The organism is Larkinella harenae, assembly GCF_054780515.1.
Genome location: NZ_BAAGWE010000002.1, coordinates 1409962 through 1425764, shown reverse-complemented (window position 1 = coordinate 1425764; position 15803 = coordinate 1409962). Strand labels below are relative to the sequence as shown.

At 51.4% G+C, this 15803-nt stretch carries 12 protein-coding genes; 9 read left to right on the top strand and 3 right to left on the bottom strand.

The genetic code is table 11. The features are described 5' to 3' along the window. The first annotated feature begins 369 nt into the window (after positions 1-369). The gene (locus ACYVH9_RS16885; protein ID WP_460637545.1) at positions 370-1995 is read left to right on the top strand and encodes a S8 family peptidase; all 1626 of its coding nucleotides are present in this window, start codon (positions 370-372) and stop codon (positions 1993-1995) included. A gap of 35 nt (positions 1996-2030) precedes the next feature. Here the strand turns inward: ACYVH9_RS16885 and ACYVH9_RS16880 are convergent, their stop codons facing one another. From ACYVH9_RS16880 to ACYVH9_RS16870, 3 genes are all read right to left on the bottom strand, one after another. Then, complete coding sequence (locus ACYVH9_RS16880; RefSeq protein WP_460637544.1) at positions 2031-3557, bottom strand: T9SS type B sorting domain-containing protein; 1527 nt, start codon at positions 3555-3557, stop codon at positions 2031-2033. Between the two features lie 114 nt (positions 3558-3671). Beyond that, positions 3672-4883: a heparan-alpha-glucosaminide N-acetyltransferase domain-containing protein gene (locus tag ACYVH9_RS16875; protein ID WP_460637543.1), complete on the bottom strand. Its 1212-nt coding sequence runs from the start codon at positions 4881-4883 to the stop codon at positions 3672-3674. Positions 4884-4956: 73 nt separating this feature from the next. Then, positions 4957-5733, bottom strand: coding sequence for a ThuA domain-containing protein (locus ACYVH9_RS16870; protein ID WP_460637542.1), 777 nt, complete (start codon positions 5731-5733; stop codon positions 4957-4959). Between the two features lie 495 nt (positions 5734-6228). Between ACYVH9_RS16870 and ACYVH9_RS16865 the strand changes: the two genes are divergently transcribed. The 8 genes from ACYVH9_RS16865 to ACYVH9_RS16830 all read left to right on the top strand — a co-directional run bounded on the left by ACYVH9_RS16865 (position 6229) and on the right by ACYVH9_RS16830 (position 15667). Beyond that, complete coding sequence (locus ACYVH9_RS16865) at positions 6229-7356, top strand: FecR family protein (protein WP_460637541.1); 1128 nt, start codon at positions 6229-6231, stop codon at positions 7354-7356. Between the two features lie 159 nt (positions 7357-7515). After that, the gene (locus ACYVH9_RS16860) at positions 7516-7980 is read left to right on the top strand and encodes a RidA family protein (RefSeq protein ID WP_460637540.1); all 465 of its coding nucleotides are present in this window, start codon (positions 7516-7518) and stop codon (positions 7978-7980) included. Between the two features lie 73 nt (positions 7981-8053). Then, positions 8054-9274, top strand: a complete 1221-nt coding sequence (locus ACYVH9_RS16855) for an aminotransferase class V-fold PLP-dependent enzyme (protein WP_460637539.1) — start codon at positions 8054-8056, stop codon at positions 9272-9274. A 4-nt stretch (positions 9275-9278) separates the two neighbouring features. Continuing rightward, positions 9279-10532 (top strand): amidohydrolase/deacetylase family metallohydrolase, encoded by a 1254-nt coding sequence (locus tag ACYVH9_RS16850; protein WP_460637538.1) that lies wholly within the window; start codon positions 9279-9281, stop codon positions 10530-10532. A gap of 35 nt (positions 10533-10567) precedes the next feature. Then, on the top strand, positions 10568-12310 hold the full coding sequence (locus ACYVH9_RS16845; RefSeq protein WP_460637537.1) for a PQQ-dependent sugar dehydrogenase: 1743 nt from the start codon (positions 10568-10570) through the stop codon (positions 12308-12310). Positions 12311-12345: 35 nt separating this feature from the next. After that, positions 12346-12786, top strand: a complete 441-nt coding sequence (locus ACYVH9_RS16840) for a c-type cytochrome (RefSeq protein ID WP_460637536.1) — start codon at positions 12346-12348, stop codon at positions 12784-12786. Further along, the gene (locus ACYVH9_RS16835) at positions 12783-14246 is read left to right on the top strand and encodes a PQQ-dependent sugar dehydrogenase (RefSeq protein WP_460637535.1); all 1464 of its coding nucleotides are present in this window, start codon (positions 12783-12785) and stop codon (positions 14244-14246) included. The genes ACYVH9_RS16840 and ACYVH9_RS16835 overlap by 4 nt, the downstream gene beginning before the upstream one ends. A gap of 140 nt (positions 14247-14386) precedes the next feature. Continuing rightward, on the top strand, positions 14387-15667 hold the full coding sequence (locus ACYVH9_RS16830) for an amidohydrolase/deacetylase family metallohydrolase (RefSeq protein ID WP_460637534.1): 1281 nt from the start codon (positions 14387-14389) through the stop codon (positions 15665-15667). Positions 15668-15803 lie beyond the last annotated feature (136 nt).

The following is a 15803-nucleotide window of genomic DNA, read 5'->3' as shown; positions in this document are numbered from 1 at the left end:
TTGTATTGTATTTAAATAATCTTTCAAATCTAACGAAAATAAGTCAGGATTGCACAAAGTATTCCATTTATTATTGCCGGATCGTCCATTTGCTTCATTTCTGCGGTTCTGACTACCAGGCCGATCAAAAAAATAGGGTTGCCAAGACAGCGTAGCGAGGTGGTCCTCTTCGGGTCAACTTTTTGGTGCGGAGCTACCCAATATCGCGTTTATACCCCTGAACGCGCGAAATAGCACCCTTGTGACCAAATAATCAACATAGTATACGTCGATTCGGTTGCGATTCGTTATATTACCCTGTTATCAACCCGAACATAGATTCGATTTCGATTGTTGTTAACGGAGAATTAACCGATAAAAAACCTTTTTATGACGTTCAAAAAGTTTGTATTCCGACTGTTTAGTCTTTATACAATCCTTATTTCCGGCTCTGCTTTTAGTCAGACACAGTCCGCGCAATGGTTTCACCTGGATTCAAAGGCCGACAGTGTCTGGGGAATCAGCACCGACCGAACGTACCGTGAATTACTGAGCAATCGTAAACCAACACCGGTCGTTGTGGCCGTTATTGATGGAGGAATCGATTCAACGCACGAGGATTTAAAGCGCATTTTGTGGACCAATCCAAAGGAGATTCCGGGCAATGGCATCGATGACGATAAAAATGGCTATGTCGACGATATTCACGGCTGGAATTTCATCGGTGGAAAAGACGGACGCAACGTCCGCTACGAAACCGCCGAAGTGACCCGGCAGTACGTCCGGCTGCGCCCTCTGTACGAAGGGAAAAAACGGTCGTCGCTCAAACCGGCGCAGCAGAAAGAATACGACCTGTATGTGAAATACAAAACGGAGGTAGAACAGAAACGGGCCGAATACCAGGAGCAATATCAGTCTTACAGCACGTTCAGCAACCAACTGGTGACCATCGTTGATGGGTTGAAGAAAGCGTTGGGCGTTTCCAGCCTGGATACGAACATTCTGCGCAACCCGGGTACAGACAACGATTTTGTGAAAAAAGCAGCCGCTGCCTTGTACGAAATGACCTCTGCCCAGGGGTATGGGAAGGCGGAAGATATTCAAAACGAGCTGGAACGGGGGCTGGAGGATCTGAAAGCCAAGGCCGACTATGCCTACAACCCCGCTTTTGAAAGCCGTTCGATAGTGGGAGACAATCCCAACGATCTGACGGAAACGAGTTACGGTAATGCCGATATTACGGGTCCGGATGCCCTGCACGGTACGCACGTTGCCGGTATCATTGCGGCCGATCGGGCCAACGATCTTGGCGTGCTGGGCGTGGCTGATCAGGTTCGGATTATGGCGATTCGGGCGGTGCCGGATGGCGACGAGCGGGATAAAGACGTGGCCAATGCGATTCGGTATGCGGTTAATAACGGTGCCCAGATTATCAATATGAGCTTTGGAAAAGATGTGTCGCCCCAGCGTAAAGCGGTGGATGATGCCATGCGGTATGCGCTTTCCAAAGGCGTGCTGCTGATTCACGCGGCCGGTAATGATAACAAACTGCTGGATACAACGGCGAGCTTCCCGGCTGACCGGTTTATGGATGGCTCGGCCATTCCGAACCTGATCACGGTGGGGGCCACTACGTCGAAAAACAACGAGAATCTGGTGGCTCCGTTTTCCAATTACGGTCGGAAAACCGTTGACGTGTTTGCCCCGGGTATGGCGATTTACTCGACAACGCCCAAAAACGGTTACGATAACCTGAGCGGTACGAGCATGGCAGCCCCCGTTGTGACCGGAATTGCTGCGGTTTTAAAATCGTATTTTCCCAAACTGACATACAGTGATTTAAAGCGGATTATTGAAAAGTCGGCCGTGGCGCAAAACCGCAAAGTACTGCGACCCGAATCCACGGATCTGGTCGATTTTGCGGACTTGTCGAAAACCGGCGCGATTGTGAACCTGTACGAAGCCGTGAAACTCGCACAGGCCGAAGAAGCCGCTGCCGCCGAGAAGAAGGGGTGAGTGAGCTACCTATAATTAAATCCTCAACGGGGCACTCAGCGAAACAGACTGAGTGCCCCGTTTTTTTGGTGGGCTATAAAACCGGTGCCCTGCCGAAGCCGGTACTTGATTTGCCAGCCGTAGACGCCGGTTGGGCACCGTGTGTCCTGGTATTGCCCGTTCCATTCAAAGGGCGGCTCGCTGGTGTGAAAAATCAGTTCACCCCAGCGATTGAATACCGAGAAGGTGGTAATCTCAATATCTCCGCAGGCAATCGGCTGGAAAACATCGTTGTTACCATCGTTGTTGGGCGTAAAGCTGTCGGGCGTGTGGATGATGCAGCCGCAGTCGCCGTACGAAACCACCAGGGTGTCGCTTACGGTGGCGCAGGCGTTGCTAACCGTGGCTCGAAACAGGCCGGAATAGCCAATCGTTCGTTCAACGGTTTCGGTTTGGTCCTGCCAGCGAAAGGTGCCCTCTGCATAATCGGGCCGAATGGTAAAAACATCGGCTCCGCACAGGTTCTGGTCGGGACCCAGGTTTAACCGCGGAGGTAAGACATACTGCACCTGAACGCTGTCGGTAGCCACGCAGCGGTCCTGTTCGACCCGCAGGCTGTAGGTTCCGGCCCGGGTGATTTGCTGCGTGGGGGCCGTCGATCCATTCTGCCAGCGGAAGGTGGGAGGGAGGTCTGGGGGTGCGCTTAACGTCAGGGTTTGGCCTTCGCAGAGCGTAGTGTCGCGGCCCAGGTCAAAATCAAGGGCGTACGCTACCGTAATGGTATCTTTCAGGATTTTGCAGGGCGTTGTAACCGTAACGGAATACGTGCCGGGTTTGTCCACTAAAAAGGTAGGTGAATCGCTGCCATTCTGCCATCGATAGCCGGTGGCCCCCGGTGTGGTAGCATTTAGCAAAAGAGTACTTTTTCGGCCGCAAAGTGTGGTGTCTTTACCCAGATCCATCGTAATTGGTAAGAGCGAAACATCGTCGATGAACAGGTAGTAGAAACCGAGCATCTTGGGAAATTCGCTGAAAGCGCCGATGGTGGCGTACCGCTCTCCGCCCCGGGCTTTGACGTAACCGGAAACCTTCTCCCACTGCAACCGCGGAATGCCGGGGCTCAGGGCTTTGTCAAGGACTTGCGGATCGACCGGAAAAAGGCCTTTGTCCGTAGCCGTAATCGGTTGGTCGGAAAAATAAGCGCCCAAATTTCCGGGAATGTACCGGGCGGGCGTTGGGGTCGCCACATACAGTTCGAAAAAGTAACACTCATTGGCTTCCAGCGGTTTGGTGAGCGGCACCGCGAGGTATTCCGACCAGTTCATGTCCAGAAACAACCGCGCCAGCCCCTGGCCGGAATGGGGCGGTAATTCCATCTGAATCGTGGGGTAACATCGGTGGTAAAAGTCGGGCGAGGCTCCGTTGGGATTGTACCAGGGAGCCGCTTCTTTGAGCAGGTTATCCAGTTGGGGACAGTTGCGGTATTCTTCAAAACCGCCGTTCGGAATGAGATTCTGCGCCATGCCGATTCCGGGCAGGAACAAGGCCAGCCAAAAAAACATCCTGACGGTTTTTTTGAACATTTTCTCCTTTGATCAGGGCTATGATTTCTGGGACGCTGAAGGGAGGAAATATACGATCTTTTTGCGAATCTTTTGTAGTTATTCAAGCGAGGGCTGTACTTCAACCTGGCAGTGTTACAGTTTCAGCCGAACCCCCACCTTGCTCAACAGGCCCGTAATCCAGACGCACAGCAAAGCGAACAGAAACGATTTGAGCAGGCCCACACTGCCGGTTAGTAGCATCTCCGGAATGCGAATACCTAGGAAAGCCGTTGTGGCATACGAAAAATACGGGATCAGGTAGCAGAGCAGCGTGTCGGTACCGGCCGGTTTGATGAACGTGAACCAGGAGCTTTGTTTCCGGATATCTGCCAGCCAATAAATGACGATAAACGCCAGGAGCGTGAAGGCACTGCACAGGAACAGCCAGGCCGGGGTTTCGTCTAGTTTGGAAATGCCCCAGTAAGGCCGGGTCATGATGGATAAACCGACGAGCACAATGGCGATGACAAAGAAAAGCAGAATCATGCGCTGGTTGTCTGCTTGTTGGCGGTAATGCCGAAAGAGCGTTGCAATGACGACACCGCCCATGCTGAGTCCCACCAGGGTACCGTTTCGGATAGCACCGGGAATAAAATGGACGGCATCGGGCAGCAGCCCGGCCTGGGCAACCATACTCAGGACCGCAAAAGCGCCCCAGGCAGTAGCCAGTACGCTAACGCGGTTTTTCGCTAAAACCGTTACCAGAGCTGCCACCAGATACGACCAGCCAATCAGTCCCAAAATACCCCACCAATGTGTTTCGAAACGTGTGGTTGTTTCGGCATCGCCACCGCGGTATACCAAAGCCAGTACCAGTAACGTCAACAAACCGATTGTTTTTAATCCGATCGTGAGCCAGCCTGGGGCGGTTTTCGGATAGGCATTCCAAATCAGAATGAAAGAAGTACACGAGAGAACGTTCCACAAAAGCCGGGAGATACCCGTTGCTTCGGCATTGATGGATTCGCCGTTGACCAGAAAAAGGCCCATCGTCAGCAGGGCCATCGACCGCATCAAAACGTGCCCAACCAGTTGAAGACCTTTTCGCCGGTTATCGATGGCGAAGGGCAACGACAGGCCGACAATGAACAGAAACGCCGGAAACACCACATCCGCTAATCCAATGCCATCGACTCCGTGCGGTACGTGTTCGAGCCAGGCCGGAATGTCTTTCAGCGACCAGAGATCGTTCACGAAAATCATCAATACCATCGTCAGAGCCCGCAGGATGTCGATCGCGCTGACCCGCGCCGGATTCAGCGTGTGTTGGCTGGTGGAGAGGGGGAGGGCTTCAAACTTGTTCATGAACTGTGTTACAATTGAATAGCTAAAAAGGGTACTGAGTCAGGGTAGCTGCATTGCTGGATCACCCACGGATTCATTTCTGGCCGGAAGCCCAGAGGATTGCGTTTCGGAAGATCGTTTTATAGGCTTCGTTTTTGAACAGATCCGGATGGTGGCCCATGAAGATGTAAATGTTCCGGGCTTTCATGCGCTCGTTGGACCAGATCACCGGATGGTCTCCACCCATTTTGATCTCGGAATCTGGAACGTACGTTGCTTCATCGACGGTAGCCAGCACCTTGACGTTCGGACGGGGATTTTTGGTGTACGTATACCATTCTTCTTTTTCCACTTCAAAAGAGGCCGGAACGCCCTGCATGACCGGATGAGCGGAAGCCTCTACGTGAACCGTTGCCCGGGCAAAGTTGGGAATGTAGTTTTTGTATTGGATGCCACCCATGAACTCCGAAAACCAGGGCCACATCGGATAGCCGTCGAACTCACCCAGCAGGGCGGCATGGTGAAAACCGATCCAGCCCCCGCCCTTGCCATCCCGGATGTATTGGATGAAAGCCGCTTTCGCAGTATCGGTCCAGCGGTAGGGTGGATAATTCAATTGGATAAAGAGCTGGTATTTTGTCAGAAATGCGGCATTGATAGGATCGGTATTTTCAATGTAATCAATGGTGAAATGATGGTCTGTGGCCATCTGTTGAAGCCATTCTTTGGCCGCTGCAACAAAAGGCGCATGAACCCCGCCGTCTTTTTCCGCGATCGCGACAACACGAAAAGCGGTTTTTTTATTTTGGCCAAAGGCGTTATTAGTCAGAGCGTATAACAGCAAGATGGCTAGGTGTGCGTAGCTTTTCATCATGATTGAGCACTGATATTAATACAATTTATTTTAGGTTAGTAACGATGCGTTAATTCGCGTTGAGCGATGGCCGGGAATTTTTGCGTATCGTATAGGTAAGCAGCGCATTGTTTGGTATGACTAGTTGTTCTTTTAATTACGTTTTTGCTCGTTGAGGAACGTAATTAAAAGAATTAGTTAGGTAGAATGCTGAAAAAAGGTGAATATACTTTATTCGTTACTATAATACATAAAAACGTACTAAAATTGCCGTTTAGATTGCTGAAAAGGAATGCATTTTATTTTTTTAAAGCTATTATTTTGTATATAATTGATCAGAACGGGTGTGGTTTTCACCGTTCCTGTCTAGGGTGCTGGCAGTCTTGACTTTACTCTGAATTAGCCTTTACCATGACTAATTCCGGTCATTTCGAAATAAAATTCTGGAAAGAAGAGTATTGGCCGCACACTCTTGCATCTTTACGTAGAAATAGCAAAGTATTGCCCTTTTGTATGCAAGATTATCGGAATTACGAACCTGAAGAATTAGCCATTGATCTGTCTTTTCAGCGTTGGAAACTGTTTAATGATCCGGTTGAAAGCGATTTTTGGAAGAATTGGCTGGTTCAGAATCCTGATAAGAAAGAACTCGTTGACAAAGCCCATCAGCTGCTGAGTACGCTGAACAGCGCATATGCCCAGATTCCAAGCGACCGGATTCCAATTTCCGACCGGGAAATTCAACACGAAATTCAGCGGTTACATCAGGCTCTGGATGACGAGGAGAAACCGTCGGTGAAATGGTACCAGTTCTCCCCAATGCGGTACGGAATTGCCGCCAGCTTTGTGGTGATGCTGGGTTTATTCTGGCGTTTGTTTATTCATCAGCCCTGCACAAAGGTAAATGTGACGTATAGTGAGTTGATTACAGAATCGTCCAGGCCACTTCAGGAAGTGGTCAATACTGCTTCCAGTTCTAAATTAGTTAAATTGCCAGACGGAAGTACCCTTTTGTTAAAACCCAATGCCCGCATTAGTTATGCTACAGATTTTGACGCCAAAATACGGGAAGTATATCTAGATGGCGAAGCTTTTTTTGAAGTTCATAAAGATCCGGTAAAGCCTTTTTATGTGTACGCAAAAGGCCTGGTGACGAAAGTTTTAGGTACTAGTTTTACCATCCAGGCTTTCGAAAACGAGCAGAAAGTTAAAGTAGTGGTTAAGACCGGTAAAGTTTCAGTTTTTACGCGCAACCAGACCGAGTTAACGCAGCATAAAACAGATGATAATCTCGGCGGAATTGTGCTGACTCCCAATCAGCAAGTGGTTTTTTTGCCAACCAATACGCGCATTATCAAGAGCCTGGTCGAACAACCAGCCTTGTTGAGTGGCATCGCACAGAGCCAACCCTTCCGGTTCAAGCGAACCCCCATTTCGGAGGTTTTTGCCACCCTCGAGAAAGCGTACGGTGTCAAGATTGTCTTCGACGAAGAAGTCATGAAAGCGTGTTTTCTGACGGCTTCGCTGGATGACGAACCGCTGTTTGAGAAGCTGGATTTGATTTGTAATACGATCAACGCACAGTATGAACAACTGGATGCTCATATTATCATTAGTAGTAAAGGGTGTCAGGGTCAGTAACCAGCTGGTTTGTAGGGAATAAGAAGCCGTAGGAAATTTTATAAAGCGCTTATAGGTCAGCACTTTTTTGCTGCAAAATGTGGAAGGGTAAGAAAAATACGCTTGATTTACAGTTTGTTCAATATTTAATTAATCGTCCATCAATTCTTTAATTTTCTAATGAAACCACAACGCCGATCCATTTTAAAACGACTTTTTGCCTCTGTTGCCGGTGTAACAGGCCTGGGGGTAGCTGCCTCCAAAGCAGAAGCCAGCGTAGCGGCTCCTCAGAAAGAAGTGTTCAACGTGGTTAACGAGCAGGATGTGCCGCTGTTCTCAGGTTCAACCAAACTAGGTAACCTGGTTTTTGTTGCCGGGAAAGGGTACCACAAGGAAGGTGATATTAAAGTACATACCGACGAAGTACTGAAAGAACTGGAAAAAGAACTGATCAAGGCGGGTTCTTCGATGGAAAAAGTGCTGAAGGTAAGCGTATTCCTGCACGACCTCAATGATTACAAAGGCATGAACGAAGTATACAAAGGCCGGTTTGGCAGCAAGCCCCCGGTGCGTACAACGGTGGCGGTTTACGGTGGTGTGCCGGGCGATTCGCTGGTCGAAATGGATTGCATTGCCTACATCTAATTATGCATAGATTTTCCCTCCTCACCATCAATGGGGAGGGATTTTTTTCCAAATCATAACTAACCCATCACCCATGATCAGCAGAAGAACTATACTTAAACGATTATCAACAATGCCTCTGCTGGGGGGGCTGGTCGGCAGCGCTGCTCCCCTGCAAACGGCGCTGGCTGCTCCCAATGCTGCGGCCCGAAATCTGGTAAAGGAATTAGGAATCCGGACGTTCATCAATGCCGCCGGTACCTACACCGCCATGACGGGCTCATTGATGCAGGATGAAGTGATGGAAACCATTCAGGCAGCATCGAAAGAGTTCATGATGCTGGATGATGTGCAAACCAAAGTGGGGGAGAAAATTGCGGGCCTGGTCCGGGCAGAATCCGCGGTCGTTACGGCGGGCTGTTTTTCGGCCATGACGCTCGGTTTGGCGGGCGTATTGACAGGGCTGGATTCCAAAAAAGCTGCTCAGCTTCCGCAGCTCGAAGCCAACGGGATGAAATCGGAAGTGATTATTCAGAAAGGTCATAATGTAGGCTATTCGCAGGCACTGACGAATACGGGCTGTAAAGTGGTGTTTGTTGAAACCGTTGAGGACGTAGAGAAGGCCATCAACGAAAAAACCGCTATGATGTGGTTTCTGCACATTCAGTCAGACAAAGGCAAGATCATGCACCAGGAGTGGGTCAATCTGGCCAAAAAGCACACTGTTCCAACGATGATTGATATTGCGGCTGACGTACCACCGGTCGAAAACCTCTGGCGCTTCCACGAAATGGGCTTCGATCTGGTTTGTGTGTCGGGCGGAAAAGCAATGCGTGGCCCCCAGAGTGCTGGTATTCTGATGGGGAAAAAACACCTGATCGATGCCGCCCGCTTAAGCATGCCACCGCGTGGTTCGACCATTGGCCGGGGTATGAAAGTCAACAAAGAAGAAATACTGGGCATGTACGTAGCCCTCGAAAAATTCATCAATCAGGATCAGAAAAAAGAGTGGCAGATGTGGGAAGACCGCGTGGCCCGTATTTCCGATGCAGTTAAAAAAGTGAATGGCGTACAGACCGAAACCTTCCGGCCCGAGCTGGGTAATCACACGCCCACACTCCGGATCACCTGGGAACCCGCCAAAGTGAACCTGACTGTAAAAAGTTTGCAGGAGAGCCTGCGGAACGGCAATCCGTCGATTGAAATCGTGGGCGAGCAGAACGGTATCAGCCTGACAACCTGGATGCTGAAGCCCGGTGAAGAGAAAATCGTGGCCAAACGCCTGAAAGAAGAATTATCCAAAGCAGCGGTTTAAGCGTATGCAGAAGTCATTGTTCGCTTTACTCATCGCCTGCCTGATCAGTGGTCTGTCGCAGGCGCAGACCTATAGCATTGTCATCAAAGGAGGCCAGGTTATCGACCCGAAGAATAACATCAACGCGGTGATGGATGTGGCCATCAGCGAGGGTAAGATTGCACTCGTTGCCAAAAACATCGATGCGCGGCAGGCCAAACAGGTGGTTAACGCCAAAGGCATGTATGTGACGCCCGGTCTGATCGATCTGCACGGTCACGTTTATTTTGGCACCGAACCCAACCACTACCTGAGCAACGGTTTAACAGCGGTTGTTCCCGACGGTTTTACGTTCCGCGTGGGCGTAACGACCATCGTCGATGCGGGCGGGGCGGGTTGGCAGTCATTTCCAACCTTTAAGAAAAACATTATTCTTTCGTCGAGAACGCGCGTCCTTTCGTTTCTGAATATCGTCGGCGAAGGCATGCGGGGGGGCGACTGGGAACAGGATACAACCGATATGGACCCCAAGCTGGCTGCTGCGATGGCGCTGGGCAATCCCAACGATGTGGTCGGCTTCAAAGTGGCGCACTACATGGGCGGTACCTGGACGCCCGTCAAACGGGTAGTCGAAGCCGGAAAGCTGGCCAACATGCCGGTGATGATCGATTTCGGCGGGCATAATCCTCCGCTCTCCCTCGAAGAATTGTTCATGAAGTACCTACGCCCCGGCGATATTTTTACGCATACGTACACGTTGCTGGAAGGCAACGTTCGCGAAACGATTGTGGATGAGGCCACCGGCAAGGTAAAACCGTTTGTCTGGGAAGCCCGCAAAAAAGGGATTGTGTTCGATGTCGGTTATGGGGGCGCCAGTTTTAATTATTCGCAGGCGATTCCGGCCATCAAGGCGGGTTTTTATCCGACCACGATCAGCACCGATTTGCACACCGGCAGCATGAACGGCTCGATGAAAGACATCCTGAGCGTGATGTCCAAGTTTGTCGTTATGGGCGTTCCGGTGGCGGATGTGATCAAAGCCAGCACCTGGACGCCGGCGCAGGTGATCAAGCGTGAAATCCTGGGCCATTTGTCCGTAGGTGCGCTGGCTGACGTGGCTATTCTGAATATGCGGGAAGGTAATTTCGGTTTTTACGACAAAACTGGGTACCGAATGGAGGGAAAGAAAAAGTTTGAGTGTGAAATGACCATCAAGGGAGGGCGAATTGTGTACGATCTCAACGGTATTGCCAACCCGATCGTGATACGACAAAATTGATTCCGATATCTCACTGTAGCTTCCTGACTTATTGAATGTCAAACTTTTATAAAAAAGGCCTGGCGCTGGCGCTGCTGGCAGCTGTCGGCTTTATTCCGCGCACGGATACGGCGAACCAGTTACCCGCTCGAACGGCGGATAATGGCGGACTTTTTTTACCCGAAGGCTTCGAAGCCACGGTTGTTGTGGATAGCTTGCCCGGTCGTGCCCGGCATCTGGCCATTAACGACAACGGTGATATTTACGTGAAAGCCCGGTTTGTCCGGGAGCCGGGCGAGTCGGTGATTGCCCTGCGCGATACCAACGGTGACGGACGGGCGGATGTCATCAAAAAATTTGGTGGTCAGGCTCGCGAACGGGCGTACGGAACCGGCATGCGGATTCACAACGGGTATCTGTATTTCAGCTCTGAACTATTCGTGTACCGCTACAAACTGACACCGGGCAAACTGGTGCCGGAAGGAGCCGAGGAAATCATTGTGAAGGATGACCATCCGCACGGCATGCACGAGCACATTGCCAAACCGTTGACGTTCGACAACAAAGGCAACATTTACGTCGCCTACGGCGCGCCCTCCAACGCCTGTCAGGAACGGAACCGGATTCCGAGCTCGCCGGGAATGACGCCCTGCGCCATGCTCGAAGACCACGGAGGCATTTGGCGGTTTGACGCCAATAAAATCGGGCAGACGCAGAAAGACGGCCATCGGTACGCAACCGGTTTGCGGAGTGTCGTGGCGATGGACTGGAATCACGCCGACCAGACCTTGTATGCCCTTCAACACGGCCGCGATGACTTACTCATGCTTTGGGCCGGAATTTATTCACCCTGGCAAAGTGCGGTGCTGCCGTCGGAGGAATTTCTGCGAATTAAGGATGGTGCGGATGCGGGCTGGCCGTATTACTACTACGACCAGATGCAGGGCAAAAAAGTCCTGAATCCGGAATACGGTGGAGACGGTGAAACGATCGGGAAAGGCGATCAGTACGAAAAACCGATCATTGGGTTTCCGGGGCACTGGGCGCCAAACGACATCCTGTTTTATCAGGGTAACCAGTTTCCTGATCGGTATAAAAATGGGGCATTCATTGCCTTCCACGGCTCAACCAACCGGGCGCCTTATCCGCAGGCGGGGTACTTCATTGCGTTCGTTCCTTCCAAAAAAGGCGTTCCTTCGTCGGCCTGGGAAATCTTCGCCGACGGTTTTGCCGGTGTCGATCCGGTGGTAAACGTCAGTGATGCGGTTTATCGCCCGATGGGGATTGCGATGGGTCCGGATGGATCGATTTACTTAGCCGAAACGGAAAAGGGTAAAATCTGGAAGGTGACGTACAAAGGCGACAGGAAGAAATTTGGTCCGGCGCAGCTGGCGCAAATGGAGAAACGCAAAACGCTATCGCACGTTCGGACGCCCGACGAAGTCAAGGATAACCTCGACAAAGACAAACCGGTACTGGGAAGCAAAATCTATGGAATTTACTGCCGGGCCTGCCACCAGCGGAATGGCCTGGGCGACTCGCAACGGTTTCCGCCCCTGTCGGAATCGGAATGGGTGGTGGGCGACAAAAAACGCCTGATTGAAGTGCTGCTGAAAGGTTTGGAAGGACCGATTGAAGTCAAAGGTCAGTCGTACAACAACGTCATGCCGCAACACGATTTTCTGAAGGATGATGAAATTTCCGAAGTGCTGACGTTCATCCGACAAAACTTTGGCAATTCGGCCAGCGGCATCACCGCCGACGAAGTAAAAGCCGTTCGGGAGTCGCTGAAAAAATAAGTTGCTATTCTTTACCCTTATTCTTTGTTCACTAAATGCATTCTTATAAGTTATTGATGGCCGGTTTTTGCGTGCTGGGCTGCCTGGGTGTCGTGGGGTTTACGGCTGACCGAAAGGCGGACGACCCCAAACAGGAGAAGTGGAAAGCACCCGCCTGGGCCGACACACTGAAAAGCCATTACCCAACCGAGCCACTGACGCTGGCGCAGGGCGAAGAGCTTTTCATGGAATTCTGCTCGTCGTGCCACGGTGAAACCGGCCACGGCGACGGAGCAGCTGGCCGGGCCTTGGGAGCCAAACCGGCCGATTTTCATGCCCCGGATGTGGTGAAGCAAACCGATGGCTCGCTCTTCTGGAAACTGTCGAACGGACGGGACAACATGCCGCCTTTTAAAGACGTCTTTTCGGAAGAACAGCGCTGGCAGTTAGTCGCTTACCTCCGCAATTTATCCGCTCCCAAGACCGACACCAAATGAGAATATTTTCTGCATTCCTGAACTCTTTACGGGTCATGACAGCGGCTGTATGCTGTCCGATGATGCTGTATGCCCAGGGACCCGACGCGAAGGCCCCCGTACCGCCCAACGCCCTGCGCCCGGATATCAAAGTCGAGCACTTCCTGACCGTTGGCCCCGAAGCCGTGCGATTGATTCAGCAGCCGGTGACCGGCGATCTGTACTATACAACCTTCACGGGCGACGTGTTTCGGGTGAAGATGAACGGGCAAGCTCCGGTATCCGAGAAGGTTTTTTCGGCGGAAGATCACGGGATTACGCGTTTGCAGGGGGCGGCTTTCCTGAAAAACACGCTGTTTCTGGCGGGAAATATCAGCGTCAACAACAACAAAGGCACCAAAGGCCGCATGGTGCGTTATGACCTGGCCTCGGGCGACAAACCCGCGATGACGGTGGTGTTTAATACGGTGGAATACGGCACGAACAAAACCACGTTCGATCACGGCTGGAACGCCCTGGAAATCAGCCCGGACGGAAAATACATTTACGTCAATACCGGTGCCCGGACCGACCACGGCGAGGTACAGGACAACGGCGGGGTGTATCCGAACGCCCGCGACAATGCCTTGACGGCCAAAATTTTTCGATTCCCGGTAGGCGTGAAAGACCTGGAGTTACCCGACGACGAAGCCAAACTAAAAGCCGACGGTTATATCTACGCGGACGGCATCCGGAATGCGTACGACATGGCGTTCGATGCCGATGGAAAGCTCTTTGCGGTTTCCAATTCGGGCGATTATGACCATGCTGAGGATATGTTTTGGGTGCGGCAGGGGCATCATTACGGCTTTCCGTGGGTGATGGGGGGCGGTGTTGATAATCCGCAGCAATATCCTGACTGGCAGCCCGATCCGGAAAAAGATCCCTTTATCAGCAAGTTTGCCCACGCGTGGCTGATGCGCTATTTCCGGAACGATCCGGAGTTCCCGAAGAAGCCCGCCGGGGTCAGGTTTACCGGGCCGGTACTGAACATGGGGCCGGATGCCAACGAATACCGGGACCCGAAAACGGGGCTGGTGATGGATGGTGATTCAACGGGTATCGGCGTCGGAACGTTCAACGCGCACAGTTCACCGCTGGGGTTGTTTTTCGATACGAAAAAAGTATTGGCGGATGAGTTTAAGGGCGACGGTTTTGTCATCCGGTATTCGGGACCGCGCCGAAACTCGACCATTGTCAACCCGCTGAAAAAACAGGGCCGCGACTTATTGCATCTTGACATGACGTACAACAAAACTACCGACAATTATACGGTAAAAACCACACGCTTGGTTGACGGTTTTACGGAGCCAACCGATGCGTTGCTGGTGGATAATACCGTATATATCATTGAATACGGCGGTAAAGGGGGCAACATCTGGAAGATTACGTTGCCTGCCGATCCGAAGGCCGTCAAAAAAAGCCGCCGGAGAAAAACATAGATGCACTGCCCGGAGGCAGTGAGAAAAGGACGAAACGCGGGCAAACCCGAAGTGGGGTACTTGTTCGAACGGAACGCTGAGTTTAGCGGATCAAAAGTTAAGCCGGATTAAAGAAAAAGTTTTGTAATAGTCTGACATTCATGAAGAAGTTATTGCTTTTCGCTTTTACCGTATGCCTGGCCATTAGCCAGCTGGCCCTGGCACAGCCGTATCATATCGTGATCAAAAACGGACACGTTATTGACCCGAAAAACAACATTGATGCGGTGATGGACATCGCTATTCAGGATGGCAAAATTGCGAAAGTGGCCAAATCCATCGACGCAACCGGTGCCCGTCAGGTGGTCAACGCTAAAGGGCTGTATGTGACGCCCGGCCTGATCGACATTCATACGCACGTTTTTTTTGGCACCAACATGGACCAAACGTACAGCAACGGGCCAAATGCCCTGCCGCCCGACGGTTTTACGTTTCGGAATGGCGTAACGACCATCGTGGATGCGGGCTGCTCGGGTTGGCGTGATTTCGAAGCGTTCAAGAAACAAACCATTGATGCGTCGCAAACGCGGGTGCTGGCTTTGCTCAATATTGTTGGCAGCGGGATGCGGGGTGGCAAGTTTGAGCAGAACATCGAAGACATGGACCCCAAGGCAACAGCCGAGATGGCTAAGAAATACCCAGATCAGATTGTGGGCGTCAAACTGGCGCACTTCAACGGCTACGACTGGACCCCCACCGACCGGGCCGTAGAAGCCGGTAAACTCGCGGATAAACCGGTCATGATCGACTTTGGGGGCAGCAAACCGACCCTTTCGATTGAAGAGCTGTACCTGAAACACCTGCGTCCGGGCGACATTTTTACGCACTGCTTCGGGCAATTGGGAACGCGTGAGCCGATTCTGGACGTGACAACCAATAAAGTGAAACCGTTCGTTTGGGAAGCTCAAAAAAAAGGCATCCTTTTCGACGTGGGCTACGGTGGCATCAGCTTTGCGTTCTCACAGGCAATTCCGGCGTTAAAAAGCGGTTTTTACCCGAATACCATCAGCACGGATATTCACACGGGTAGCATGAACAATGCCATGAAAGACATGCTGAACGTGATGTCGAAATTTCTGGCGATGGGCATGGACCTGAAAAGCGTCATCAAAGCCAGCACCTGGGCTCCGGCGCAGGCTATCAAACGGCCTGAGTTGGGTAGCCTGACCGAAGGATCGGAAGCCGATGTGGCCATTCTCGACCTGATCGACGGCAAATTTGCCGTTCGGGACGTGGGGCATTTTGGCTTTTTCGACTATACCGGCCACAAAATCGAAGGAAAGCAAAAACTGGGTTGTGAAATGACGATTCGGAAAGGTCGCATCGTTTACGATCTGAATGGAATCGCCGAACCGGTCGTGGTTCGCCAGCGGCCACAATAACGTTTTTTTAGGTCGGTTTTCAGTTTACGGTTTTCGGCGGGATGGTGCGTTTTAGAAACGGCGCTCCGGATTTAGGCTTCGAAGGAAGAATGAATCGATCCGCTGAAAACCGAATACCGTAAACCGTTATATTTGG